General features: G+C 70.9%; 25 protein-coding genes. 20 read left to right on the top strand and 5 right to left on the bottom strand.

All coding sequences use genetic code 11. The features are described from left to right. Window positions 1–16: 16 nt before the first annotated feature. The 4 genes from ACGF0J_RS14970 (at window position 17) to ACGF0J_RS14985 (ending at window position 2,870) form a co-directional block, all read left to right on the top strand. Complete coding sequence (locus ACGF0J_RS14970; RefSeq protein ID WP_393145893.1) at window positions 17–1,003, top strand: TerC family protein; 987 nt, start codon at window positions 17–19, stop codon at window positions 1,001–1,003. Between the two features lie 136 nt (window positions 1,004–1,139). Continuing rightward, window positions 1,140–1,751, top strand: coding sequence for a phosphatidylserine decarboxylase (locus ACGF0J_RS14975; protein ID WP_393145895.1), 612 nt, complete (start codon window positions 1,140–1,142; stop codon window positions 1,749–1,751). Further along, window positions 1,738–2,562 carry a CDP-diacylglycerol--serine O-phosphatidyltransferase gene (pssA, locus tag ACGF0J_RS14980; protein WP_393145897.1) on the top strand — a complete coding sequence of 275 codons (825 nt, stop codon included), beginning with the start codon at window positions 1,738–1,740 and terminating at the stop codon, window positions 2,560–2,562. Before ACGF0J_RS14975 ends, pssA begins: the two co-directional genes overlap by 14 nt. A gap of 35 nt (window positions 2,563–2,597) precedes the next feature. Then, complete coding sequence (locus ACGF0J_RS14985) at window positions 2,598–2,870, top strand: hypothetical protein (RefSeq protein WP_393145899.1); 273 nt, start codon at window positions 2,598–2,600, stop codon at window positions 2,868–2,870. Window positions 2,871–3,014: 144 nt separating this feature from the next. Here the strand turns inward: ACGF0J_RS14985 and ACGF0J_RS14990 are convergent, their stop codons facing one another. Both ACGF0J_RS14990 and ACGF0J_RS14995 read right to left on the bottom strand, forming a co-directional pair. Next, window positions 3,015–3,671, bottom strand: coding sequence for an MBL fold metallo-hydrolase (locus tag ACGF0J_RS14990; protein ID WP_393145900.1), 657 nt, complete (start codon window positions 3,669–3,671; stop codon window positions 3,015–3,017). Next, window positions 3,668–4,450 carry a maleylpyruvate isomerase family mycothiol-dependent enzyme gene (locus ACGF0J_RS14995; RefSeq protein WP_393145902.1) on the bottom strand — a complete coding sequence of 261 codons (783 nt, stop codon included), beginning with the start codon at window positions 4,448–4,450 and terminating at the stop codon, window positions 3,668–3,670. Before ACGF0J_RS14995 ends, ACGF0J_RS14990 begins: the two co-directional genes overlap by 4 nt. Before the next feature lie 215 nt (window positions 4,451–4,665). On the opposite strand from ACGF0J_RS14995, the gene uvrA reads away from it, so the two are divergent. The 8 genes from uvrA to whiA all read left to right on the top strand — a co-directional run bounded on the left by uvrA (window position 4,666) and on the right by whiA (window position 14,634). After that, entirely contained in the window at window positions 4,666–7,506 is a 2,841-nt protein-coding gene (gene uvrA, locus ACGF0J_RS15000) for an excinuclease ABC subunit UvrA (protein WP_393146595.1), read from the top strand. Between the two features lie 216 nt (window positions 7,507–7,722). Continuing rightward, window positions 7,723–8,343, top strand: coding sequence for a Rieske (2Fe-2S) protein (locus ACGF0J_RS15005; RefSeq protein WP_393145904.1), 621 nt, complete (start codon window positions 7,723–7,725; stop codon window positions 8,341–8,343). A gap of 113 nt (window positions 8,344–8,456) precedes the next feature. After that, window positions 8,457–8,942 (top strand): ubiquinol-cytochrome c reductase iron-sulfur subunit, encoded by a 486-nt coding sequence (locus tag ACGF0J_RS15010; protein ID WP_393145906.1) that lies wholly within the window; start codon window positions 8,457–8,459, stop codon window positions 8,940–8,942. A 47-nt stretch (window positions 8,943–8,989) separates the two neighbouring features. Next, complete coding sequence (locus tag ACGF0J_RS15015) at window positions 8,990–9,466, top strand: Rieske (2Fe-2S) protein (protein ID WP_393145908.1); 477 nt, start codon at window positions 8,990–8,992, stop codon at window positions 9,464–9,466. A 72-nt stretch (window positions 9,467–9,538) separates the two neighbouring features. Continuing rightward, window positions 9,539–11,485 (top strand): excinuclease ABC subunit UvrC, encoded by a 1,947-nt coding sequence (gene uvrC / locus ACGF0J_RS15020; RefSeq protein ID WP_393145910.1) that lies wholly within the window; start codon window positions 9,539–9,541, stop codon window positions 11,483–11,485. Window positions 11,486–11,558: 73 nt separating this feature from the next. Further along, on the top strand, window positions 11,559–12,425 hold the full coding sequence (gene rapZ / locus ACGF0J_RS15025; protein ID WP_393145912.1) for an RNase adapter RapZ: 867 nt from the start codon (window positions 11,559–11,561) through the stop codon (window positions 12,423–12,425). A gap of 239 nt (window positions 12,426–12,664) precedes the next feature. Continuing rightward, window positions 12,665–13,582 carry a uridine diphosphate-N-acetylglucosamine-binding protein YvcK gene (gene yvcK / locus ACGF0J_RS15030; protein WP_393146597.1) on the top strand — a complete coding sequence of 306 codons (918 nt, stop codon included), beginning with the start codon at window positions 12,665–12,667 and terminating at the stop codon, window positions 13,580–13,582. A 71-nt stretch (window positions 13,583–13,653) separates the two neighbouring features. Continuing rightward, window positions 13,654–14,634, top strand: a complete 981-nt coding sequence (gene whiA, locus ACGF0J_RS15035) for a DNA-binding protein WhiA (RefSeq protein ID WP_393145914.1) — start codon at window positions 13,654–13,656, stop codon at window positions 14,632–14,634. 236 nt (window positions 14,635–14,870) lie between these two features. Here the strand turns inward: whiA and ACGF0J_RS15040 are convergent, their stop codons facing one another. Continuing rightward, window positions 14,871–15,500 (bottom strand): hypothetical protein, encoded by a 630-nt coding sequence (locus ACGF0J_RS15040; RefSeq protein WP_393145916.1) that lies wholly within the window; start codon window positions 15,498–15,500, stop codon window positions 14,871–14,873. A 184-nt stretch (window positions 15,501–15,684) separates the two neighbouring features. Between ACGF0J_RS15040 and gap the strand changes: the two genes are divergently transcribed. The 5 genes from gap to ACGF0J_RS15065 all read left to right on the top strand — a co-directional run bounded on the left by gap (window position 15,685) and on the right by ACGF0J_RS15065 (window position 19,415). Then, window positions 15,685–16,689, top strand: a complete 1,005-nt coding sequence (gene gap, locus ACGF0J_RS15045; RefSeq protein ID WP_393145918.1) for a type I glyceraldehyde-3-phosphate dehydrogenase — start codon at window positions 15,685–15,687, stop codon at window positions 16,687–16,689. After that, a complete protein-coding gene (locus tag ACGF0J_RS15050; protein WP_393145920.1) occupies window positions 16,689–17,876 on the top strand; it encodes a phosphoglycerate kinase in 1,188 nt (395 codons plus the stop codon). Before gap ends, ACGF0J_RS15050 begins: the two co-directional genes overlap by 1 nt. Window positions 17,877–17,879: 3 nt before the next feature. After that, window positions 17,880–18,656 carry a triose-phosphate isomerase gene (gene tpiA / locus ACGF0J_RS15055; protein WP_393145922.1) on the top strand — a complete coding sequence of 259 codons (777 nt, stop codon included), beginning with the start codon at window positions 17,880–17,882 and terminating at the stop codon, window positions 18,654–18,656. 99 nt (window positions 18,657–18,755) lie between these two features. Then, on the top strand, window positions 18,756–18,986 hold the full coding sequence (gene secG / locus ACGF0J_RS15060) for a preprotein translocase subunit SecG (RefSeq protein ID WP_101786920.1): 231 nt from the start codon (window positions 18,756–18,758) through the stop codon (window positions 18,984–18,986). A gap of 84 nt (window positions 18,987–19,070) precedes the next feature. After that, window positions 19,071–19,415 (top strand): RNA polymerase-binding protein RbpA, encoded by a 345-nt coding sequence (locus ACGF0J_RS15065; RefSeq protein ID WP_393145924.1) that lies wholly within the window; start codon window positions 19,071–19,073, stop codon window positions 19,413–19,415. Between the two features lie 171 nt (window positions 19,416–19,586). Here ACGF0J_RS15065 and ACGF0J_RS15070 read toward each other — a convergent pair whose 3' ends face one another. Both ACGF0J_RS15070 and ACGF0J_RS15075 read right to left on the bottom strand, forming a co-directional pair. After that, window positions 19,587–19,925 carry an MmcQ/YjbR family DNA-binding protein gene (locus ACGF0J_RS15070; protein WP_393145926.1) on the bottom strand — a complete coding sequence of 113 codons (339 nt, stop codon included), beginning with the start codon at window positions 19,923–19,925 and terminating at the stop codon, window positions 19,587–19,589. A gap of 85 nt (window positions 19,926–20,010) precedes the next feature. Further along, the gene (locus ACGF0J_RS15075; RefSeq protein WP_393145928.1) at window positions 20,011–21,633 is read right to left on the bottom strand and encodes an amidohydrolase; all 1,623 of its coding nucleotides are present in this window, start codon (window positions 21,631–21,633) and stop codon (window positions 20,011–20,013) included. A 124-nt stretch (window positions 21,634–21,757) separates the two neighbouring features. On the opposite strand from ACGF0J_RS15075, the gene ACGF0J_RS15080 reads away from it, so the two are divergent. The 3 genes from ACGF0J_RS15080 (at window position 21,758) to add (ending at window position 24,934) form a co-directional block, all read left to right on the top strand. Next, entirely contained in the window at window positions 21,758–22,783 is a 1,026-nt protein-coding gene (locus tag ACGF0J_RS15080) for a GNAT family N-acetyltransferase (RefSeq protein ID WP_393145930.1), read from the top strand. Window positions 22,784–22,864: 81 nt separating this feature from the next. After that, complete coding sequence (locus tag ACGF0J_RS15085) at window positions 22,865–23,695, top strand: hypothetical protein (RefSeq protein ID WP_393145932.1); 831 nt, start codon at window positions 22,865–22,867, stop codon at window positions 23,693–23,695. A gap of 177 nt (window positions 23,696–23,872) precedes the next feature. Continuing rightward, window positions 23,873–24,934, top strand: a complete 1,062-nt coding sequence (gene add / locus ACGF0J_RS15090) for an adenosine deaminase (RefSeq protein ID WP_393145934.1) — start codon at window positions 23,873–23,875, stop codon at window positions 24,932–24,934. Window positions 24,935–24,962: the final 28 nt, after the last annotated feature.

Here is a 24,962-nt window from a genome sequence, read left to right on the forward strand (position 1 = left end):
CCGGAGGTAGTGTGGCGTGAGCGTACCTGTCTGGGCCTATTTCGCCGTGATCGGCGGTCTGTTGGTGGTCCTCGCCGTCGATCTGTGGATCGTCGACCGCGGTGAGGCCCGTGAGTTCTCGATGCGGCAGGCCAGCTACTGGGTCACTTTCTACGTCGCACTGGCAGTGATCTTCGGTGTGGTGCTGTGGGCCACCGAGGGGGCCGGCAAGGCGGGTGAGTTCTTCGCCGGCTACATCACCGAATACAGCCTCAGCGTCGACAACCTGTTCATCTTCTTCATCATCATGAGCAGGTTCGCGGTGCCGAAGGCCTACCAGCACAAGGTGCTGCTGGTCGGCATCCTGCTCGCCCTGGTCATGCGGGGCATCTTCATCGCGCTCGGCGCCGCGGCGCTGGAGCGGTTCAGCTGGCTGTTCTACGTCTTCGGGGCCTTCCTCATCTACACGGCGATCAACATCGTCCGCCAGCACGTCAAGGGCGAGGAGGAGGAGTTCAACGAGAACGTCCTGCTCAGGTGGGTGCGCAAGGCGTTCCCGACCACGGAGACCTACGTCGGCTCCAAGATCACCGTGAAGATCGACGGCAGGCGGATGGTCACCCCCATGCTGATCGTGATGATCGCGATCGGCTCCACCGACCTGCTGTTCGCGCTCGACTCCATCCCCGCGATCTTCGGTCTCACCACCGACCCGTTCATCGTCTTCACCGCCAACGCGTTCGCCCTGATGGGGCTGCGCCAGCTCTACTTCCTGCTGGGCGGGCTTCTGCAGCGTCTGGTCTACATCAGTTATGGTTTGGCGTTCATCCTCGGGTTCATCGGGGTTAAGCTGATATCGGAGGCCTTGCATGGCAGCGGGGTCTCCTGGGCGCCCGAAGTACCCATCTGGCTGTCGCTCTCGATCATCGGTGGCACCATGGTCATCACGACCGTGGCCAGCCTGGTGAAGGCCCGCGTCGACGCGCGCAAGAGCGAGGAGAGCACCCCGACGAGGGCTGGCTGAATGGCTTTCGAGGCGCTTTGCTTGTGTAGTTGCGCCGTGTCATAGTTGCTCATTCCGCAACGGAACACGGCAAAGCGCCCAGTCCAGTCATCACCTAAGGTTGTCCGTGTCAGACGATTCTGCTAAGACGAGCCGCATGCGGCTCGCACGCGGGGTGTCCCCGTGGCTCTTCCCGACAGTGGCCGCCACGGCGGCCACCGCGCTCCTGACGCGCCGGGACCGGCGATGGGCGCTCGCGGCGGTGCCGCTGAGCGCTCTGACCGGCGGCATGCTCTGGTTCTTCCGCGACCCCGACCGGACCATCGGCGAGGGGCGCGTCCTCTCGCCGGCGGACGGAGTCGTCCAGAGCATCGACCCCTGGCCCGACGGCCGCATCCGGGTCGCGATCTTCATGAGTCCGCTGAACGTCCACGTCAACCGCGCCCCCCTTGCGGGAAATGTCACCTCCGTGCAGCATGTGGCAGGTGGCTTCCTGCCGGCATTCAACAAGGACAGTGACCAGAACGAACGCGTGGTGTGGCATTTCGAGACCGCGCTCGGCGACATCGAGATGGTGCAGATCGCGGGCGCGGTGGCGCGCAGGATCGTGCCCTACCTGAGCGACGGGTCCAAGGTGGAGCAGGGCGACCGGATCGGCCTGATCAGGTTCGGCTCCCGGGTCGACATCTACCTGCCCGAAGGCATCTCGCCCGCGGTCACCGTGGGCGAGAAGACGGTTGCGGGGGTGACCAGAATTGACCACGGCTGACGCCGGCAGTTGGCAGGCGGAAGAGGAAGAACCCCAGGGGCCGGTCGGCAAGGCCTTCCGGCTCTCGGCCGCCGACTCGCTCTCGCTGGGCAACGCGCTCTGCGGGTTCCTCGCGGTCTGCGTCCTGGCCTCCTCGGCGATCCGTTCGTTGCAGGACGGCGGCGACTTCAGGCCGGCGCCGAGCTACTTCGCCACCGCCGTGGTGCTGCTGCTCATCGGCGCCACCTGCGACCTGTTCGACGGCCTGGTCGCGCGGCGCTTCCGCGCCTCGGCGATGGGGGCCGAGCTCGACAACCTCGCCGACGTGATCAGCTTCGGCTTCGCGCCCGCGTTCATGATCGTTATCTGGGGTGGTTTCACCGACAGGGTCCCGTTCCCCGTCGTGCTCGCCGCCGCCGCAGCGATCCTCCTCGGCGGCGTCGTCCGGCTGGCCAGGTTCGCCTGCGTCAAGACCAAGAGCGGCGACTTCATGGGCCTGCCCATCCCCATGGGCGCGATGACCGTGATCTCCATCGTGCTGCTGTTCGAGCCGAGCATGCCGGCGCTGCTGGCGGTGCTGGGCGTGGCCTGGCTGATGGTCAGCCGGATCGAGTACCCCAAGCCGAAGGGGCAGCTCGCCGCCGTCGTCCTCGGCTGGATCATGGTCAACGTGGCGTTCCTCGCCTTCTGGGTCGCCTGGCCCGAGGGCGGCGACCTGCCCATCAAGATCGGCGCCACCATGCAGATCGCGCTCGTGGCGGCGATCCCGCTGCGCGTGCTGTTCTACAAGCGTGAGCAGCGCAAGGAAGCCGCGCGGATCATCGGCGACTGACCCGGCATCGCGCCGTCTTCGGGTTGGATGGAGCCATGGCAGGCACTCCGCGCGAGCACACCCGCACCTACTACCTCGGCAAACTCGCCGCGGAGCTGGAGGAGCGCGGTCTGACCGCCACGCTGCGCCCCTACCCGCCGTCGCTGCGGGTCAGCGACCCCGACAACGCGATGCTGGCCGAGACGGTCGACTGCGTGCCGCTGTCGGACGGATGGTTCTACCGCTGGTCGTGGGGCGAGGTCGTCGGCCTGGCCGACGACCCGGCGCTCGCGGCGCAGCGCATCGCCCAGGTTCTCACCGCCCGCTGAGCGGGCTCCCCGCGCGGATTCCCGCCTCCACGACGATCCGCGAACCGTGTGCCTCCCGCGCCCGCGACGGGAGGCACGGCTCACGGGCGGCACGGCTCACGGGAGGCGCGGCCGCCGTACGGATGCCGCGTGGCCCCCGGGCCGTCACCAGCCGCGGGCCTTCCAGTCCGGCAGCGCTGGGCGCTCGGCGCCCAGCGTGGTGTCCTTGCCGTGGCCGGGATAGACCCACGTCTCGTCGGGCAGCCGGTCGAAGACCCGCTCCACCACGTCGGTGTAGAGCCGCTCGAACCGCTCGGGGTCGCGCTCGGTGTTGCCCACCCCGCCCGGGAACAGCGAGTCACCGGTGAACAGGTGCTGATCGGTGCCCCCGCCGTCGTACAGTAGGGCGATCGAGCCCGGGGTGTGGCCGCGCAGGTGGATCACCTCAAGGGTCACCACGCCCACCGCGATCCCGTCGCCGTGCTCCACCTCCCGGTCCACCGGCACGGGCAGCGCGGGCGCGTCCAGCGGATGCGCGAGCACCTGCGCCCCCGTCACCTTGGCCACCTGCTCCAGCGCCTGCCAGTGGTCGCCGTGGCGGTGGGTGGTGACGATCGAGCTGATCGGCTCGTCGGAGATCAGCGCCAGCAGCCGGTCGGCCTCCGCCGCGGCGTCGATGAGCACGCCGTCTCCGGTCTCGGCGCAGCGCAGCAGGTAGGCGTTGTTGTCGTACGGTCCCACGGCCAGCTTGTAGATCGTCAGCTTGGGCAGCTCGCGGACGTCGGCGGGGCCGCCGACCTGGACGTCGCCTGTGTACGTCATGGGTAGTCCTCCGGGGGCGTCGCGGGCAGATCGGCGGGAGAGAGCCTCGTCAGCCACGGCGGAGCCGCGGGGACACGCATCTCCTGGCCGGGGGCGGGCATCCGCCCCTCCTGTACCACCCTAATCCCCTCGCCCGCCGATCTTCCCGTGAGCCAGGCGAGCACGTCGGCGGCGCCGCCCGCCACGACCGGCCCGTCGCCGAGGTCCTTCCACTCCGTGCCGTCCGGCAGCCGGATGCCGCTCACCGTGCTCTGCTCGTACGGCCAGGTCCGCAGGCAGTCGTGCAGTTCCCTGCGGACGAACCGCTCCGGCCAGCGGTCCGGGCCGTACCCGGCGCCGAGGTCGACGTGGTGCATGCCGATCTCGCGCAGCCGCCTGACCAGCACGTACCAGGCGGGGTGCGTCGGCGGGCGCAGGCCGCCGACCTGCGCGCTCCACGCGGACTCCGGCAGGGGCCGCGCGGCGGCGTCCAGCCGGGCGGCGCCGGCCTCCAGGTCGGCCAGCTGCTCGGCGGCGGAGCGGCCCGCGCCGGCCTCGATCCCGGCCTCGCGCGCCTCCGGGGAGGCGTACTGCGGGGTGGGAACGCCGGTGCTGGCCCAGGTCAACAGGTTGACGAGGCTGTCGGCGTTCCGTGCGAGGTGGGCCAGGACGTGGCCCCGCGTCCAGCCGGGCAGCCGGGACGGCGCGGCGACGTCCTCGTCGGACAGGGCCGCGGTGGTGGCCAGCAGGTCACGGGTGGCCGCGGTCAGCTCCTCCCGGAGCGCAAGAACAACTGTCATGTCGGATATTTCACCATCTGTGCACTCTGGGGGGTCGTGCGGGAATGAAAGAGCTGGTCATCGGGTTAGCGGCAAAGGCATGCTGCCCGCGCGGGCGGAGGCCGTAATCTGGGAGTGACGGATTTTCGGGGGCGGAGTACGGCCCACCGAAATTGTCGGGGCCCCCGTCTACCATCCCCGTGGACCTATCCGCCTTCTTCGACATCGGGATCGCTGTGGCAGACCGCCTGATCGTGCGTGGTGCGCGCGAACACAATCTCAAAGACGTCTCCCTGGACCTTCCGCGAGACTCTCTGATCGTCTTCACCGGGCTGTCCGGCTCGGGCAAGTCGAGCCTGGCCTTCGACACCATCTTCGCCGAGGGTCAGCGGCGCTATGTCGAGTCCCTGTCGGCCTACGCCCGCCAGTTCCTCGGCCAGATGGACAAGCCCGACGTCGACTTCATCGAGGGCCTGTCGCCCGCGGTGTCGATCGACCAGAAGGCGACCAGCAAGAACCCCCGCTCGACCGTCGGCACGATCACGGAGGTCTACGACTACCTGCGGCTGCTGTGGGCGCGCATCGGCAAGCCGCACTGCCCGGTCTGCGCCCGCCCGATCGCCAGGCAGTCCCCCCAGCAGATCGTCGACCGGGTCATGGACCTCGACGAGGGCACCCGCTTCCAGGTGCTCGCCCCCGTCGTGCGCGGCCGCAAGGGTGAGTACGCCGAGCTGTTCCGCGAGCTGCAGACCAAGGGCTTCGCCCGGGCCAGGGTCGACGGCACGGTGGTGCGGCTGGAGGAGCCGCCCACGCTGAAGAAGTACGAGAAGCACGACATCGAGGTCATCGTCGACCGGCTCTCGGTCAAGGAGTCGGCCAGGCGCCGCCTCACCGACTCGGTCGAGACGGCGCTGCAGCTGTCCGGCGGCACGATCACCCTGGAGTTCGTCGACCTGCCCGAAGGCGATCCGGGCCGCGAGCGCTTCTACTCCGAGCACCTCTACTGCCCCTACGACGACCTGTCGTTCGAGGAGCTGGAGCCGCGCTCGTTCTCGTTCAACTCCCCGTTCGGCGCCTGCCCCGAGTGCACCGGTCTCGGCACCAAGATGGAGGTCGACCCCGACCTGGTCGTGCCCGACCCCGAACGCACGCTCCGCGACGGCGCCCTGCACCCGTGGTCGGGCGGCCACACCAGCGAATACTTCGTCAGGCTGGTCGAGGCGCTCGGTCACACCATGGGCTTCACCCCCGACACCCCCTGGGAGAAACTGCCGAAGAAGGCGCACAAGTCGCTGCTGTACGGCCACGACGAGCAGGTCCACGTCCGCTACAGCAACCGCTACGGCAGGCAGCGCGCCTACTACACCACCTACGAGGGCGTCATCCCGTGGGTGCAGCGCAGGCACGCCGAGGCCGAGAGCGACTCGACCCGCGAGCGGTTCGAGGGCTACATGCGCGAGATCCCCTGCCCGGCCTGCAAGGGGGCGCGGCTCAAGCCGGTGTCGATGGCCGTGACCGTGGCCGGCAAGTCGATCGCCGAGGTGTCGTCCCTGTCGATCGGCGAGTGCGCCGCGTTCCTGGCCGGGCTCAAGCTGTCCGACCGCGACATGCAGATCGCCGAGCGGGTCGTCAAGGAGATCAACGCCCGCATGGGCTTCCTGCTCGACGTCGGGCTCGACTACCTCACCATGGACCGGGCCGCCGGGACCCTCGCCGGCGGAGAGGCGCAGCGCATCCGGCTGGCCACCCAGATCGGCTCCGGCCTGGTGGGCGTGCTGTACGTGCTCGACGAGCCGTCCATCGGCCTGCACCAGCGCGACAACATGCGCCTGCTCGACACCCTCATCAGGCTGCGCGACATGGGCAACACCCTGATCGTCGTCGAGCATGACGAGGACACCATCGCCGCGGCCGACTGGGTGGTCGACATCGGACCCGGCGCGGGCGAGCACGGCGGCCAGGTCGTCGTCTCCGGCACGGTCAACGACCTGCTCACCAGCGAGGAGTCGCTGACCGGCCAGTACCTGTCGGGGCGCCGCAGCATCCAGATCCCCGCCCAGCGGCGCAAGCGTGACCGCAAGCGGCAGATCACCGTCAAGGGCGCCCGCGAGCACAACCTCAAGGGCGTGGACATCGAGTTCCCCCTGGGGCTGTTCACCGCCGTCACCGGCGTCTCCGGGTCCGGCAAGTCGACGCTCGTCAACGACATCCTCTACGCCGCCCTGGCCAAGGAGCTGCACGGCGCCCGCACGGTTCCGGGCCGCCACTCGCGGATCAACGGCATGGACCAGGTCGACAAGGTCGTGCACGTCGACCAGTCGCCGATCGGTCGCACCCCGCGCTCCAACCCGGCCACCTACACGGGTGTGTTCGACCACGTCCGCAAGCTGTTCGCGGCCACCACGGAGGCGAAGGTCCGCGGCTACCAGCCGGGACGCTTCAGCTTCAACATCAAGGGCGGCCGGTGCGAGGCGTGCGCGGGCGACGGCACCATCAAGATCGAGATGAACTTCCTGCCGGACGTCTACGTGCCCTGCGAGGTCTGCCACGGCGCCCGCTACAACCGCGAGACGCTGGAGGTCCACTACAAGGGCAAGACGATCTCCGAGGTCCTCGACATGCCGATCGAGGAGGCGCTCGGCTTCTTCGACGCGATCCCGGCCATCAGGCGCCACCTGCAGACGCTGCACGACGTCGGCCTCGGCTACGTACGCCTCGGGCAGCCGGCCACCACGCTGTCCGGCGGCGAGGCGCAGCGCGTCAAGCTCGCCTCCGAGCTGCAGCGGCGCCAGACCGGTCGCACCATCTACGTCCTCGACGAGCCCACCACCGGCCTGCACTTCGAGGACATCCGGCGGCTGCTCGGGGTGCTCGGACGGCTGGTCGACGGCGGCAACACCGTGATCGTCATCGAGCACAACCTCGACGTCATCAAGACGGCCGACTGGGTCATCGACATGGGCCCGGAGGGCGGCTCGCGCGGCGGCACCCTGGTCGCCGCGGGCACCCCCGAGGACATCGCCCTGGCAGACGACAGCCACACCGGCCGCTTCCTGCGCAAGATCCTGCAACTCTAGGGAGGCGGCGCCTCGGCCGGGCGCCGTCCTGCCGGGGCGCGGCCGGGCCACCACGACGAGGACCCGCCGGGTGCCGGCGGAACGGAGCGCTCGGGCGGGCGCACCCGGAAACGGGACCGGTGGGTGGTCGGCCTAAGGTATGCACAGACCTGCAGGGGGTCGGCGGCGACGCGGAGGGGCCGGCAGCACATGAACGATTCGGAGCGAGGTTCCGCCATGTCCGGAAACAGGCCGCAGGACGCGGCCGCGAACGGACGAAGCGCCGGACGGGAGCCGGGCCGGCCCCCGGGTCAGGAGCCGCCACAGGAGCACGGACCGGACTCCGGGCGGGCGTTCGGGCCGGACTCCGGGCCGGGCTCCGAGCGGGCGTTCGGGCCGGACTCCGGGCCGGGCTCCGAGCGGGCGTTCGGGCCGGACTTCGGGCGGGGCTCCGGGCGGGTGTTCGGGAGGCGTGAGGCGCTGGGTGTGGCCGGGGTCGCGGTCTGCGGGCTGGCGCTGACCGGCTGCGGCTCGGGCGGCTCGGACCCGGGCCGGGCGCCCGGCATCAAGGGCAAGGTCATCGCCAGGACGGCGGACGTGCCCGTGGGCGGCGGCAAGGTCGTCGACCAGTACAAGATCGTCGTCACCCAGCCGAGCGAGGGCGTCTACAAGGCGTTCAGCGCGATCTGCCCGCACCGTGGCTGTGCCGTGGGCTCGCCCGAGAACGACGTGATGACCTGTCCGTGTCACGGCAGCGAGTTCGCCGCCGACACCGGCAAGTGCCTCAAGGGCCCGGCCACCGGGCCGCTGACGCCCTACCAGGTGAAGGTGGAGGGCGACGGCATCGTCGTGGTCTGAGCAGTCGGTCTGTGTAATTCTGCGTGGTCGCGGGGATCGGGACACGGGAGGCTGAACCGGAGGCGGGGCTCCGGCCGTACCTCGAGTCAGACCCGACCCTGGGAGGACGCACCATGACCGAAAAGACGCGCCGGGCGGTTGTGCTCGGAGCCGGAGGCGCCGGGCTTGCCGTGGTCCTGTCCGCGTGCGCGGGCTACGGCGACCCGGCGACGCAGGCCAGCGTCGCGCCGCCGGCCGAGGAGCCGCTGGCGGACGAGACGGCGGAGGCCCCCGACGGCGACGCCTCGCCGACGAAGAAGGCCAAGGCCCAGGGCAAGGCGCTCGCCGGCACCGGGGACATCCCCTCCGGGGGCGGGAAGGTCTTCGAGGGGCAGAAAGTGGTCGTCGTGCAGACCCAGTCGGGCGACTTCAAGGCGTTCAGCGCGGTGTGCACGCACGCGGGCTGCACCGTCGCGTCCGTCTCGAACGGCACGATCAACTGCCCGTGCCACGGCAGCAAGTTCAAGATCGAGGACGGCTCGGTGGCCGCCGGTCCCGCCGAGGAGCCGCTCGCGGAGAAGAAGATCAAGGTGGACGGCGACAAGATCATGCTGCTCTGACTTCCGCTCTCATCAAATCTTCATCTTTCTGCGGTTGGCTGAACCGTATGGCGGATGACCTTCTCAAGAGCCGCAGGGCGGTGATCGCGAGCGCCGGGGCCGGTGGCCTCACGCTGGCGCTCGCCGCCTGCGGCGGCGGCGACACCGGTGACACCGGCACCACGGCCGCCCAGCAGTCCACGCAGCCCACGGCCTCGTCCGGCGCCCCGAGCGCCGCCGAGAGCAGCGCTCCCGCAGGCGGGGCGCTCGCCAGGACCGCCGACATCCCGGTCGGCGGAGGCGCCGTCTTCAAGGAGCAGAAGGTCGTGGTCACGCAGCCCACGGCCGGTGAGTTCAAGGCGTTCAGCGCCGTGTGCACGCACAAGGGCTGCGCGGTCGCCGGCGTCGAGGGCGGCCTGATCGACTGCCCGTGCCACGGCAGCAAGTTCAAGATCGAGGACGGCTCCGTCACGGCCGGTCCCGCGGACAAGCCGCTCCCCGAGGTGCGGATCTCCGTGGAGGGCGACCAGATCACCCTGGCATGAGAGCCCGGCCGCCGTTTCTCCCGAGCGAGAACGGCGGCCGGGTTGTCGGTGACGAACGTTAGGCTTGCGAACGTGGCGAGATCAGCGGGCGCTCCCCTCAGCTTCCGGCCGAGACCGGGTTCCATCCCCGAGTCTCCGGGCGTCTACCGGTTCCGTGACGCCCACGGCCGGGTGATCTACGTGGGCAAGGCCAAGAGCCTCAGGCAGCGGCTCAACTCCTACTTCGCCGACTTCTCGGCGCTGCACCCGCGCACCCAGACGATGCTGACCACCGCTGCCGACGTCGACTGGACGGTCGTCGGCACCGAGGTGGAGGCCCTGCAGCTCGAATACTCCTGGATCAAGGAGTTCGACCCCCGCTTCAACGTCAAGTACCGCGACGACAAGTCCTACCCCTACCTGGCCGTCACCATGGGCGAGGACTTCCCACGCGTGCAGGTGATGCGCGGCGCCAAGCGCAAGGGCACCCGCTACTTCGGCCCCTACTCCCACGCCTGGGCGATCCGCGAGACCGTCGACCTGCTGCTGCGGGTCTTCCCGGTACGCACCTGCAGCGCCGGGGTGTTCAAACGGGCCGGTCAGATCGGCCGGCCGTGCCTGCTCGGCTACATCGACAAGTGCTCGGCCCCCTGCGTCGGCCGGGTCACCCCCGAGGAGCACCGCGACCTCGCCGAGGACTTCTGCGACTTCATGGCGGGCAACACCAGCCGCTTCATCAGGCGGCTGGAGAAGGACATGCGTGAGGCGGCCGCCGAGCAGGAGTACGAACGGGCCGCCCGGCTGCGTGACGACATCCAGGCGCTGCAGCGCGCCCTGGAGAAGCAGGCGGTCGTGCTCGGCGAGGGCACCGACGCCGACGTCATCGCCCTGGCCGAGGACCCGCTGGAAGCCGCCGTCCAGGTGTTCTACGTGCGCGGCGGCCGCATCCGCGGCCAGCGCGGGTGGGTGGTGGACAAGGTCGAGGAGACCACTCCCGGCGAGCTGGTCGAGCAGTTCCTCCTACAGATGTACGGCGAGGCCGGCCCCGAGGCGATGCCCCGCGAGGTGCTCGTGCCGGCACTGCCGCCCGACGCGGAGGCGATCACCGAGCTGCTGACCGAGCAGCGCCGCGCCCGCGTCGAGGTGCGGGTGCCCCAGCGCGGCGACAAGAAGGCGCTCATGGAGACCGTCGAGCGCAACGCCAAGGAGTCGCTCGCCCAGCACAAGATCCGCCGGGCCGGTGACCTGACCACCCGCAGCAAGGCGCTGCAGGAGATCGCCGACGCGCTCGACCTCGACCAGGCCCCGCTGCGCATCGAGTGCTACGACGTCTCCCACCTGCAGGGCGAGAACGTCGTGGCGTCCATGGTGGTGTTCGAGGACGGCCTGGCCCGCAAGAGCGAATACCGCCGCTTCGCCGTCAAGACCAAGGAAGGCGACGTCGCCTCCATCCACGAAGTGATCATGCGGCGGTTCCGGCGCTACCTGGAGGAGCGTTCGGCCACCGGTGAGCTGGCCGCGGGCGAGCCGGGCGCCGACGACCCGCAGGAGGCGCACGGCCCGATCGACCCCGAGACCGGCCGGCCGCGCAAGTTCGCCTACCCGCCCAACCTCGTCGTGGTCGACGGCGCCGGCCCCCAGGCGGCCGCGGCCCAGCGGGCCCTCGACGAGCTCGGCATCGACGACGTCGCCGTGTGCGGGCTCGCCAAGCGGCTGGAGGAGGTGTGGCTGCCCGGCGACGACCAGCCGGTCATCATGCCACGCTCGAGCGAGGGCCTCTACCTGCTGCAACGCGTGCGAGATGAGGCACATCGCTTCGCCATCGCCTACCATCGGTCCAAGAGGGCCAAGACCGTGAAGGAGAGCGCGCTCGACGGCGTGCCGGGTCTCGGCCCCGCTCGGCGGCAGGCGCTGCTCAAGCACTTCGGCTCCGTGAAGAAACTGCGCGAAGCCACCGTCGCCGAGATCTGCGAGGTCCCCGGCATCGGTCCGTCGACCGCCGAGGTGATCGCATCGACGCTGAAGGGGGAGTCACCGTGAAGACGCGCCAGGGAGCGCCGGTGCCGAGAGACGACGAGACGGTCGTGAGCAGAAGCGCGGCCGGAGCGGCGACATGAGCGCGGGGCGGTCGTTCGTCATCGTCACCGGCATGTCCGGGGCGGGGCGCAGCACCGCGGCCAAGGCACTGGAGGACCTCGGCTGGTTCGTCATCGACAACCTGCCGCCGGGCCTGCTGTTCGCCATGGCCGAGGAGGCGGGCAAGGTCAAGCTCGCCGCCGACAAGGTGGCCGCCGTCGTCGACGTGCGCAGCCTCGCCTTCACCACCGACCTCAACGCCGCCATCGAAGAGCTGGAGGCGCGGGGCGTCGGCGTGCGGGTCGTGTTCCTGGAGGCCAGCGACGAGGAGCTGGTGCGCCGCTTCGAGAACGTCCGCCGCCCCCATCCGCTGCAGGGCGAGGGCCGGCTCGTCGACGGCATCGCCCGCGAGCGTGGCATCCTGCGCGAGGTGCGCGCCAACGCCGACCTCGTCATCGACACCTCCTCGCACAACGTCCACGAGCTGCGCAACAAGATCGTCACCTACTTCGGCGGCGAGGACCGGCCCGGCCTGCGGGTCAACGTGGTGTCCTTCGGCTTCAAGTACGGCCTGCCGGTCGATGCCGACCTCGTCGTCGACTGCCGGTTCCTGCCCAACCCGCACTGGGTGCCCGACCTGCGCCCGATGAACGGCCTCGACGTCCCCGTACGCGACTACGTGCTCGGCCAGCCGGGGGCCAAGGAGTTCCTCGACGCCTACGAGGAGGTCCTGGGGGTGGTCGCGGCCGGTTACGCGCGCGAGGGCAAGAGCTACGCGACGCTGGCGGTCGGCTGCACGGGCGGCAAGCACCGCAGCGTGGCCATGGCCGAGCAGGTCGCCGCCCGGCTGCGCGACCGGGGGATGGAGGTCCAGGTGAGTCACCGGGATGTGGGGCGGGAGTGACCGATGAACGCCGGGGCCCGGCCCCCGCGCGTCCGTCCGCGCCGTCCCACCTCGGTGCGGTGTGTCCGTCCGGGGCCGCTCCCGGATCCGGCGACACCGATCCGTCCGTGACTCGGTCGCCCTCCGGGCAGGCCCGTCCCGCGACGGCGACGGCGGCTCCCGGCGGGATCCCGCTGCTGGGCGGCGTGCCGGCGTCCGAGGCGTCGCCGCAGGGCGGGGCGCGGCCGGACGGCCCGCGGGTGGTCGCGCTCGGCGGGGGGCACGGGCTCTACGCCTCGCTGTCGGCGCTGCGCGCGGTGACCGGCGCGCTGACCGCCGTCGTCACTGTGGCCGACGACGGAGGCTCCAGCGGCCGGTTACGGCGTGAGCTCGGCGTGCTGCCTCCCGGCGACCTGCGGATGGCGCTGGCCGCCCTCTGCGGCGACGACGAGTGGGGCATCACCTGGAGCGAAGTGGTCCAGCACCGGTTCCGCAGCGAGGGCGATTTGCACGGCCACGCCGTCGGCAACCTGCTGATCGTGGCCCTGTGGGAGCTGCTCGGCGACCCGGTGGCCGGGCTCGACTGGGTGGGGCGGCTGCTCGGCGCGCAGGGCAGGGTGCTGCCGATGGCGTCCGTGCCGCTCGACATCGTCGCCGAGGTGGAGCTCGACAGCGTCATCTCGACCGTGCGCGGGCAGGTGGCGTGCGCGCTCACCCCCGGCCGCGTGCAGGCGATCTCGCTCGTCCCCGAGGACCCGCCGGCGCGGCCCGAGGCCGTCGAGGCGGTGCTGGAGGCCGACTGGGTGGTGTTCGGGCCGGGGTCGTGGTTCACCAGCGTGCTGCCGCACCTCAAGGTCCCCGAGCTGGCCAGGGCGCTGCACCGTACCAAGGCCCGGCGGCTCGTCACGCTCAACCTCGCCCCGCAGGCGGGGGAGACCGACGACTTCTCGCCGCAGCAGCACCTGGAGGTGCTCCGGCAGCACGCCCCCGAGCTGACGATCGACGTCATCCTGGCCGACACCGGCGTGGTCGACGACCCGGGCGCGCTGGACAAGGCCGCGGCGGCGCTCGGCGGGCGTGCGGTGCTCGCCGACGTGGCCGCCGCCGACGGCTCCCCCCGGCATGACCCACGACGTCTTGCCTCGGTCCTGGACGAGATTTTCCTCCAGAAGCGTTGATCCTGGTCGGCGCGGCGCGAAGGTGCGAGAGACTGCTGAGAGCCGGTCTGAATGGGGGAGGACTAACGCTTATGGCGATGACAGGTGTGGTCAAGGACGAGCTGAGCCGACTGCCGGTGCTGAAGCCCTGCTGCCGCAAGGCCGAGGTTTCGACGCTGTTGCGGTTCGCCAGCGGCCTGCACCTGGTGGGCGGGCGCATCGTGATAGAGGCGGAGCTCGACACCAACGCCACCGCGCGACGGCTCATCAAGGACATCGGCGAGGTGTTCGGCCACAAGGCGGAGGTCCTCGTCCTCGCGCCCGCCGGGCTGCGCAAGGGCTCACGCTACGTCGTGCGCGTCTACCGCGACGGTGAGGCGCTCGCCCGGCAGACAGGGCTCATCGACAACCACGGGCGGCCGGTGCGCGGCCTGCCCCGCCAGGTCGTGGCGGGCGCGTCGTGTGACGCCGAGGCGGCCTGGCGCGGGGCGTTCCTCGCCCACGGGTCGCTCACCGAGCCGGGACGTTCCATGTCGATGGAGGTGACCTGTCCCGGCCCCGAGGCGGCGCTGGCGCTCGTCGGCTCCGCCCGACGGCTCAAGATCCACGCCAAGGCGCGGGAGGTGCGGGGCGTCGACAGGGTCGTGGTCCGCGACGGCGACGCCATCAGCGCCCTACTGACCCGGCTGGGCGCCCATGACAGCGTGCTGGCCTGGGAGGAGCGCCGCATGCGGCGCGAGGTGCGCGCCACCGCCAACCGGCTGGCCAACTTCGACGACGCCAACCTGCGACGCTCGGCCCGGGCGGCGGTGGCGGCCGGGGCCCGGGTGCAGCGGGCGCTGGAGATCCTGGGCGACGAGGCGCCCGACCACCTGGTGGTGGCCGGGCGGCTGCGCGTCGAGCACAAGCAGGCGTCGTTGGAGGAGCTCGGCCAGATCGCCGACCCGCCGCTGACCAAGGACGCCATCGCGGGACGGATCAGGAGGCTGCTCGCCATGGCCGACAAGCGGGCCTCCGACCTGGGCATCCCCAACACGGAGGCCAACCTGACCGTCGACATGCTCGCCCCGTGACCTGAGCGGATCTGACCGACGCGACGAGTCTCGGGGTGACCGCCGGGAGTTGCCGGAGGCCGCTCGGGGTCAGCCGGGGGTCACCGGGGCACGGGTGCGCCAGGGGGCGTCACGCCGGGTGCGGGGAGCTGACGGTCGCGTTGAGGGGGCGGCACGCCGGGTGCGGGGAGCTGACGGTCGCGTTGAGGGGCCGGCGGCCGGGACACGGGTCGGGGGTGTGGCGGACGCCGGGGCGGTCAGCGGGCGGCGGGTGGCGGGTCCTGGTTCGGGTCGCGGGGGGTGAAGAGGCCGGCCGCGGCCGCCGTGCTGGTCGGCTTGGGCGGCTGCACCGGCTCGAACGGGTCCCGGTACTCAGGCTCGGGCTGCTCCTCCTCCGCCCGGTTCTCGGCCGCCGTCGTCTTCCGGCGCATCCGCAGCACGCGCACCAGGGTGAGCAGGAACGCGGTCCCGGCGGCGGCGACGGTCGCCCAGAACTGCCCCGATGTCTGGGCCGTCCGCCACAGGGCCAGCGCGGCGCCGGTGGCCTCTTCCTGGAGCGCGGCAGCCGGGACCCCCTGCTCCCAGCGCAGCCCGACGGCGCCGGCGACAGAGCCGAGCGCCCGGGCGCAGACCGCGTAGAGCAGTGCCGCCATCGGCAGGAAGAGGCTCCTGGCCCGGACGGTCCAGGCGGCCAGGCCGATGATCAGGCCGGCGGCGACGGACAGCACGACGGGGAAGACCAGCGCCGGATCACCGGCGAACCACCGGGCCTCATAGGGCAGCCGGTAGAAGAAGGTCCCGCAGGCCGCGTACGCGGCCGCGCCGAGCAGCATCGCGATGAAGCCCACGACCAGGCCCGACAGCAGCCCGGATCTTCGCTGTGACATCTCAGCCCCCAGAGAATGCCCGAATTTACTCCGACGAGTCGGGCACTTTACTCGAACGCTCCAAATTGCGCCTCTCGAACGGGGATACGCAGGGCGGGGGTTGCAGTGGTCTAAACCAATTTGGTTCCGATAGGGTTGTGCCGAGGTAACAGCCCGCCATCACGTACTGAGGAGATCGGTTCCCGTGACCATCCGCGTAGGCGTCAACGGCTTCGGCCGCATCGGTCGTAACTTCTGGCGTGCGGTCGCCGCCAGCGGCAAGGACATCGAGATCGTGGCGGTCAACGACCTGACCGACAACGCGACGCTCGCCCACCTGCTGAAGTACGACAGCATTCTCGGCCGTCTGCCGTACGAGGTGAAGGCGTCGAGCGAGGAGATCACCGTCGACGGCAAGGCCATCCGGGTCTTCGAGGAGCGCGACCCGGCCAAGCTGCCGTGGGGTGAGCTCGGCGTCGACGTGGTGGTCGAGTCGACCGGTCTGTTCACCGACGCCACCAAGGCCAAGGTGCACGCCGACAACGGCGCGAAGAAGGTCATCATCTCCGCCCCGGCGAAGAACGAAGACGTGACGATCGTCATGGGCGTCAACCACGACTCCTACGACCCGGCCAAGCACACGATCATCTCCAACGCCTCCTGCACCACCAACTGCCTGGCCCCGATGGCCAAGGTCATCCACGACACCTTCACCATCGAGAAGGGTCTGATGACCACCATCCACGCCTACACGCAGGACCAGAACCTGCAGGACGGCCCGCACAAGGACCTGCGCCGCGCCCGTGCCGCCGCCCTCAACGTGGTGCCCACCTCCACCGGCGCCGCCAAGGCCATCGGCCTGGTGCTGCCCGAGCTGAAGGGCAAGCTCGACGGGTTCGCGATGCGCGTGCCGATCCCCACCGGCTCGGCCACCGACCTCACGGTCGAGGTCGGCCGCGACGTGACGGTCGAGGAGGTCAACGCCGCGCTCAAGGCCGCCGCCGAGGGCCCGCTCAAGGGCATCCTGACCTACACCGAGGACGACATCGTCTCCTCCGACATCGTCACCGACCCCGCCTCCTGCATCTTCGACGCGGGCCTGACCAAGGTCATCGGCAACCAGGTCAAGGTCGTCGGCTGGTACGACAACGAGTGGGGTTACTCCAACCGCCTCGTCGACCTCATCGAGCTGGTGGGCGCGGACCTCTGATGCGCTCGCTCGACGATCTCGACGTGCGGGGTCGGCGCGTGCTCGTGCGCGCCGACCTCAACGTTCCCCTCGACGGGGAGACGATCACCGACGACGGGCGCATCCGCGCCTCGGTGCCCACGATCGAAAAGCTGGCCGACCGGGGCGCGAAGGTCGTCGTCTGCGCCCACCTGGGCCGGCCCAAGGGCCAGGTCAAGCCGGAGTTCTCGCTGAAGCCGGTGGCCGCGCGGCTGCGGGAGCTGCTCGGCGGTGACGTGGCGTTCGCCACGGACGTGGTCGGCGACAGCGCCCTCGCCACCGTGGCCGGGCTCCAGGACGGCCAGGCGGCGCTCCTGGAGAACCTCCGTTACGAGCCGGGCGAGGAGTCCAAGGACGACACGCTGCGCGGCGAGTTCGCCGCCAAGCTGGCCGCGCTCGCCGACCTGTACGTGGGCGACGGGTTCGGCGCGGTGCACCGCAAGCACGCCAGCGTCTACGACGTGCCCCGGATGCTGCCGCACGCGGCCGGCGGCCTGGTGCTCGCCGAGGTCGAGGTGCTGAGGCGGCTCACCGAGGACACCGAGCGCCCCTACGTGGTGGTGCTCGGCGGCGCCAAGGTCTCCGACAAGCTCGGCGTCATCGCCAACCTGTTGACCAAGGTCGACCGGCTGCTCATCGGCGGCGGCATGGCCTACACCTTCCTCAAGGCCCAGGGCCACGAGGTCGGCGGGTCGCTGCTGCAGGAGGACCAGCTCGACCAGGTGCGCGGCTTCCTCGACGAGGCGGCCAAGCGCGGCGTTGACCTGGTGCTCCCGGTCAACGTGCTGGCGGCGACACACTTCGCGCAGGACGCGCCGTACGACGTGGTCGAGGCCACCGCGATCCCGGCCGACCGGGAGGGCCTCGACATCGGCCCGCGCACCCGCGAGCTGTTCGCGAGCAAGCTGGCCGACGCGCGCACGGTCTTCTGGAACGGCCCCATGGGCGTGTTCGAGTTCGACGCGTTCGCCGGCGGCACGAGGGCGGTCGCCGAGGCGCTGGTGGCCTCCGAGGGCTACACCGTGGTCGGCGGTGGCGACTCCGCCGCCGCCGTGCGCAAGCTGGGTCTGCCCGAGGACGGTTTCTCCCACATTTCCACCGGTGGAGGGGCGAGCCTCGAGTACCTCGAGGGCAAGACCCTGCCCGGCCTCGCCGCCCTGGAGGGGTGACCCGTGAGAAAGCCGCTCATCGCCGGCAACTGGAAGATGAACCTCAACCACCTTGAGGCCATCGCGCTGGTCCAGAAGCTGGCCTTCGCGCTCAACGACAAGGACTTCGACAAGGTCGAGGTGGCGGTGCTGCCGCCGTACACCGACCTGCGCAGCGTGCAGACGCTCGTCGACGGTGACAAGCTGCGCATCGTGTACGGCGCGCAGGACCTGTCGCAGCACGAGGCCGGCGCCTACACCGGTGAGATCTCGGGTGCGATGCTGGCCAAGCTCGGCTGCACCTACGTGGTGATCGGCCACTCCGAGCGGCGCCAGTATCACGGCGAGGACGACGACCTGGTCAACGCCAAGGTACGGGCCGCCTACCGCCACTCCATCACCCCGATCCTGTGCGTGGGCGAGGGGCTGGAGGTGCGGCAGGCGGGCGGCCAGGTGGCGCACACTCTGGCGCAACTGGAGAACGCGCTGCGCAAGGTCCCGGCCGAGCAGGCACAATCGATAGTGGTCGCCTACGAGCCGGTGTGGGCGATCGGCACCGGTGAGGTGGCCACTCCGGAGGACGCCCAGGAGGTCTGCGGGGCGTTGCGGGAGCGACTCGCTGAGCTGTACGACGCCGAACTGGCCGCCAAGGTCCGTATCCTTTACGGAGGCTCGGTCAAGTCAGGCAACATCGCCGGGATCATGGCTCAACCCGATGTCGACGGCGCGCTCGTGGGTGGCGCCAGCATCGATGCCGGGGAGTATGTCAAGATCTGCCGTTTTTCTGATGTGCCCGGCTAACTGAGCGGTTCAGGAGGTACGACTTGACAGCAGGCCGTACCCTCTAGAGGCAAGTTTGAATCGTCACGCGTCACAGAGCATTGAAGGAACAGGCATACCGTGGAACTCGGAATCTCCATCGCCCTCATCCTGGCGAGCCTTCTCATGATCCTGCTCGTCCTGCTCCACAAGGGCAAGGGTGGCGGTCTGTCCGACATGTTCGGCGGCGGTTTCTCGTCGAGCTTCGGCGGTTCGTCCGTGGTGGAGCGCAACCTCGACAGGTTGACGGTCATCACGGGCGTGATCTGGTTCGTCTGCATCGTCGCGCTCGGTCTGCTGGTCAGGCCCTGAACGACCGGACCCCGAGGGGGTCAACGCGCGTGACAGTGATTCTCCCCCCGTGTCTCGCGGGGCGATCGAGCGAGGAGTTCATCCGTGGGTAGTGGCAACGCGATCCGTGGCAGCCGTGTCGGCGCCGGCCCGATGGGGGAGGCCGAGCGCGGCGAGGCAGCTCCGAGAGTGCGGGTCTCGTTCTGGTGCGCCAACATGCACGAGACGCGCCCCAGTTTCGCCAGCGACGCCGCGGTCCCCGAGCAGTGGGACTGCCCGCGCTGCGGCCTTCCGGCCGGTCAGGACGAGCAGGCTCCGCCTGCGCCGCCCAAGAACGAGCCGTACAAGACGCACCTCGCCTATGTGAAGGAGCGCAGGAGCGACAAGGACGGCAAGGCGATCCTGGAAGAGGCGCTCGAGCGTCTGCGCAACACGAAGTCCCCCTGGTAGGACCATTCGTCCGCGCGTGACGATCAACGGTGCGGGCCCCGGCGGCATGCCGGGGCCCGTCGCCTTCCCCGAGGCATTCCCGCTCGCCTGTCATCCTCGCCTGTCATCGCGACCTCGCGGGCCGCGCCGGAAGGCGCTCGGCCGGATGTCACCGGCGGCTCGTGGCCTTCCTCAGCCGGTCCTGGCGGCGTAGACCTTCTTCGGCACGACCATCCGCCACGCCTCCAGGACCAGCTCACGCATCTCGTCGTGGTCCAGGGCGGCCAGACGGGCGCACACCCAGTTGTAGCGCAGGTCGCGCTCGGGTGGCAGGAGGAACTTGGCCGGCTCGGCGGCCACCAGCGCGGCTCGTTCCTCCTTGGGGAAGGCGAAGCCCATCACCGTCTCGTCACGGGAGAACGCCACGTACACGATCGAGCCCACCCGGAACTTGATCCGGTCCCGGATGAGGTGCTCCGACGAGCGCGGCAGCGTGACGGCGAGCTGCCGCACGTCCTCGACTGTGACCATGCCGCCACCCTAGCTCGCCGGGCCGCCTGCCCGGCCGGGCTCACGGCGACGTAGCGGTCGGGACCGATGTCTCCGCGGGGCGGGGCTACGAGCCGGCCCGCTGGTACACCGGCTCACCCGCCACGAACGTCATGCGCACCCCGGTGGTCCAGATCTTCTCAGGGGGCAGCGCGAACGGGTCACGATCGAGCACCACCAGGTCGGCCGGCCGGCCCGCCTCGACGACGCCGGCGGGGGAGCGGTTGATCCAGGCCGAGCCTGCCGTGTAGGCCGTCATCGCGGTCGCCAGGTCGATCCGCTGACCGGGCAGGAACGGCTGCTGCGCCGTCGGGTAGTCGGCGTGCACCGAGCCGCCCGGTTCGGTGCGGTTGACCGCCACGTGCATGCCCTGCAGCGGGTCGGCGTTGGAGACCGGCCAGTCACTGCCCGCGCAGATCCGGGTCCCGTGCGCCAGCAGGTCGGCGAACGGGTACTGCCACGACGACCGCGGCTCGCCCAGGTAGGGCAGCGTCAGCTCGTCCATCTGCGCGTGATGGGTGGCCCACAGCGGCTGCAGGTTGGCCGTCACGCCGAGCGCCGCGAACCGGGGCACGTCGGACGGCTCGATGATCTGCAGGTGTGCGATGTGGTGGCGGTTGCCGGGGTCGGTGCCCTCCAGGCTGTCGAGCGTCTCGCGCACCGCCCGTTCGCCGATCGCGTGGAAGTGCACCTGGAAACCGAGCCGGTCCAGCTCGCGCACGTACGTCTTCAGGTCGTGCGGGTCCACGTACGACAGGCCCGTGCCTCCGCACAGGCAGTACGGTTCGAGCGTCGCGGCGGTGAAGTTCTCGGTGATGCCGTCCTGCATGATCTTGACCGAGGTGGCGGCGAACCGGTCGAGGCCCTCGGCCGACGCCCGCCGTTCGACCAGGTCGTCGATCTGGTCGAGTCCGCGGGTGCGGTCCCACCACAGCGCGCCGACCACGCGGGCCCGCAGCCTGCCGGACCGGGCCGCCGACAGGTATGCGGGGAGCTGGTCGTCGGAGCCGGCGTAGGAGCCGACGATCGCGTCCTGCCAGCCGGTGATGCCCAGCGAGAACAGGTGGTTCTCGGCGTCGGACAGCGCCGCCTCCATGTCCTCGGCCGTGGGGCGGGGGGTGAGCAGGCCGACCAGGTCCATGGCGCCCTCGTGCAGGACGCCGCTGGGGGTGCCGTCGGGGTCGCGTTCGATGCGGCCGTCGGCCGGGTCGGGCGTGTCGCTGGTGATGCCGGCCAGCTCCAGGGCGCGGCTGTTGACCCAGGCGGCGTGGTGGTCACGCTGGATCAGGTAGGCGGGCCGGTCGAGGAAGTCGAGCTGGGAGCGATGGGGCAGCCCGCCGGGGAACGCCGACATGTCCCACCCGCCCCCGTCGATCCACACCTTGTCACGATTTTTCGCTGCATAGTCGGCTACCTTGGCGAGGTACTCGTCCAGGCCGAAGATCTCCGACAGGTCACACCTGGCGCGTTCGAGCCCCGCCTGCACGGGATGCAGGTGGGCGTCGGTGAACCCCGGCACCAGCAGCCCGCCGTCCAGGTCGACGGTGTCCGCGGCGCCGGGGCCGCCCGCGAGCCGCGCCAGTTCGCGCTCGGCGCCCACGGCGGCGATCATCCCGTCGCGGACCAGCACCGCCTCGGCGAAGTCGCCCTTGGCGGTGAAGACACGCCCGCCGCGGAAAAGGATGTTCATGAGGCTCCTCTGTGCGTCAATTCTGTGCCGTCAATTCCGCCGAAACCCGATTATTGGCGGACATCTCGCTACATGAAACGAGGCGTTAGCGGAGGCGTAACAGCTCCCCGGCATGCTCGTTCACATGGGATTCTTGCGCATCCGCACCACGGTGGACGAGCGGCCGGGACGGCTGGCCTCCCTCGCAGCGGCACTGGCCGCGCGGGGCGGCAACATCCTGGGCCTGAGCGTCCAGTCCGACGCCGACGGCACGGTGGACGAGTTCGTCGCCGACATCCCCGCGGGCCCCGAGGCCGTGCGCGAGGCCCTGGAGAGCGCCGGCGGCCGCCGCGTCCAGGTCGTCGAGGCCACCGCCCACGAGCTGACCGACGAGCCGACCCGCGCGCTGCTGCTCGCCTCCCGGCTGCGCACCTCGCCCTGGCGGCTGCCCGAGCTGCTGGGGGAGCTGCTGCGCGCCGACGACGCCCGGTGGATCTATGGTGATGCCGTGAGCGATCTTCCCGACCCCACCCAGCTCGTCGTCCCCGTGGCGCCCCGGCGAGCCGTCCGGCTGCGTCGCTCGGAGCTGGCGTTCACGCTGACCGAGGCCGCCCGCGCCGCCTCCTTCGCCCGGCTCGCGCAGCCCCCGGTGGAGCAGGGCAACGGCGAACGCACGGTCAAGGTGTCCGACGGCGTGGAGGTCTGCGTCCGTCCGCTCACCTCGATCTACCGCGAGGCCGTCCGCGACCTGCACGACAGATGCTCGCCGGAGACGCGCAGGTTCCGCTACTTCACCTCGATGCCGGCGCTGCCGCCGCGCATGTTCGACCGGCTGTGCGACCGCAGTCGCGGCCACTCGCTCGTCGCCGGCCATGACGGGCGGGTCGTGGCCATGGCGCACCTGATGTTCACCCCGGATCCCGGAATCGCCGAGATGGCCATCCTGGTCGAGGACCGCTGGCAGGGGCGCGGTCTGGGCTCGGCGCTGGCCAGGATGCTGGTCGGCGCGGCCCGCGACCTCGGCTACGCCGAGGTCAAGGCGACCATGCTGTCCGACAACGCGCGCATGCGCCGGCTCCTGGCATCGCTGGGCGCCACGCTGTGCTACACCGAGGACCCGGGGGTGGTGGAGGGCCGGCTGCCGGTCGGCGTCCTCACGACCTCGGCCTGAGCCCCACCCGAGGGACGCCGGGGCGCGGCACGCGTCCCGGCTGCGCGCTACGAAACGGGCCGGGCGGGGTATCTCACCTGCGTGGATCTTGACGAGGTGGCCGGCCGGCTCTACGCGCTCCCGCCGCCCGAGTTCACCGCCGCACGCGAGGCCGAGGCGCGCGCGGCCAAGGACGCGGGAGACGTACGGCTCGCGCGTGAGATCACCCGGTTGCGCAAGCCCACGGTCTCGGCATGGGCCGTCAACAAGGCCGCCCGGGAGCACCCGGGCGACCTGGACGAGCTGCTGAAACTGGGAGAACAGCTTCGGCGGGCCTGGCAGGAGCAGGACGCCGGCGCGCTGGCCGAGCTGACCAGGCGACGCGGCGCCGTGTCCGGCCGGGTCGGGCGGCTCGTCAAGGAGGGCGCAGGGCTCTCGGCGGCGGCCGCGGCCGAGGTGGACCAGACGCTCGACGCCGCCGTGGTCGACGCGGACGCGGCCGCGCAGGTGCGGGCCGGGCTGCTGGCCAGGCCCCTCAGCTACAGCGGCTTCGCCCCCGCTCCGGCCCCCGCCCCCGCTCCGGCCCCGGCCACCGCCTCGGTACCGGCCCCCGCCCCTGCCTCCGGGCGGTCCCGGGGCGCGGCGTCCGCCGGGGCGCGCCGCAGCGCCAGGGCCGAGGAGGCTGCGAAGGCCCGAGCCCGACAAGAGGCCGAGGAACGCCGTGCGAGGCAGCGGGAAGAGGCTGAAGCGGCCCACCGCGAGTGGCGGGAGGCGCTCGCCGAGGCCGTCCGGGAGCACGAGGAACGGGCCGCCGACGTCGCCCGGCTGGAGCGCAAGCTCGCCAAGGCCCGGCGGCGCCTGACCGAGAGCGAGCAGCGTCTGGAGATCGCTCGGCGTGCGGAACGGCACGCGCGGCACCGCCTGGAGGGCTAGGTTCGGCTCGACCTGGCCGACCTCGCCTCGGAGGTCGTGCCAGCACGGCCCGATCATCGCCCTGTTGGCCGCACTGGTCCACCAACCGGAGCCCACAAGCGTGAAACTGACAGTCTTTCGTCAGATTTGAGCCGGAAAGCTGTCGGTACGGCGGATGCACGTTCTAGGGTCGTCGCCATGGCCCTGCACACCACCGGACCCGAGTCCTCCGGCGACGCCACAACCGACGCCTTCATCGACGCGCTGCCCAAGGTAGAGCTGCACGTCCACCTGATCGGCTCCGCCTCCGTGCCCACCGTCCTGGAGCTGGCCCGCCGCCATCCCGGCGGCGGCGTGCCCACGGACGAGGAGGAGCTGCGCGCCTTCTACACCTTCACCGACTTCCCGCACTTCGCCCGCGTCTACCGGGCGGTCAACGGCCTGGTCAGGGAGCCGGAGGACGTCGCCACCCTGGTGACCGGGCTGGCCCGCGACCTGTCCGGCCAGGGTGCCCGCTACGTCGAGCTGCAGGTCACCCCGTACGCCCACCACATGGTCGGCATGCCGATGCGCGAGGTGACCGAGGCGCTCGACCACGGCGCCCGCCGGTCGCTGGCCGACCACGGCGTGGAGATGACCTACATCTTCGACATCCCCGGCGAGTACGGCGTGGAGGCGGCCGATGTCACCGTCGCCCACGCCCTGGAAGAACCTCCCGCCGCATTGGTAGGTTTCGGGATCGGAGGGATCGAGCAGGAACGCCCCGCCTACCGGGACGCCTTCCGCGACGCGTTCGCCGCCGCCCGCAACGCCGGCCTGCACAGCGTCCCCCACGGCGGCGAGATGACCGGCCCTGAGACGATCTGGGAGGTCATCGACGGCCTCGGCGCCGAGCGCATCGGCCACGGCATCTCCTGCCTGCGGGACCACAGGCTCATGGCGCACCTGCGCGAGACGCAGCTTCCGCTGGACGTGTGCCCCACGTCCAACGTGTGCACCGGCCAGGTGGCCCGCATCGAGGACCACCCGCTGCCCCGGCTGCTGAAGGAGGGGCTGTTCGTCACGCTCAACAGCGACGACCCGCCCATGTTCGCCACCACGCTGGCGGACGAGTATCGGGTGGCGGCGCGGGTCTTCGGCTTCGACCGGCCGCTGCTGGCCCAGTTGGCCCGCAACGGCGTCACCGCCTCCTACCTGCCGGACTCCCGCAAGCGGGCCCTGCTGGCCGAGATCGACGCCCTGGCCGCCGCGACGGCCTGAACCCGCGAACCCTCGCCGACCAGGCGGT

It is taken from the genome of Nonomuraea sp. NPDC047897, assembly GCF_043204415.1.
Classification (GTDB): domain Bacteria; phylum Actinomycetota; class Actinomycetes; order Streptosporangiales; family Streptosporangiaceae; genus Nonomuraea.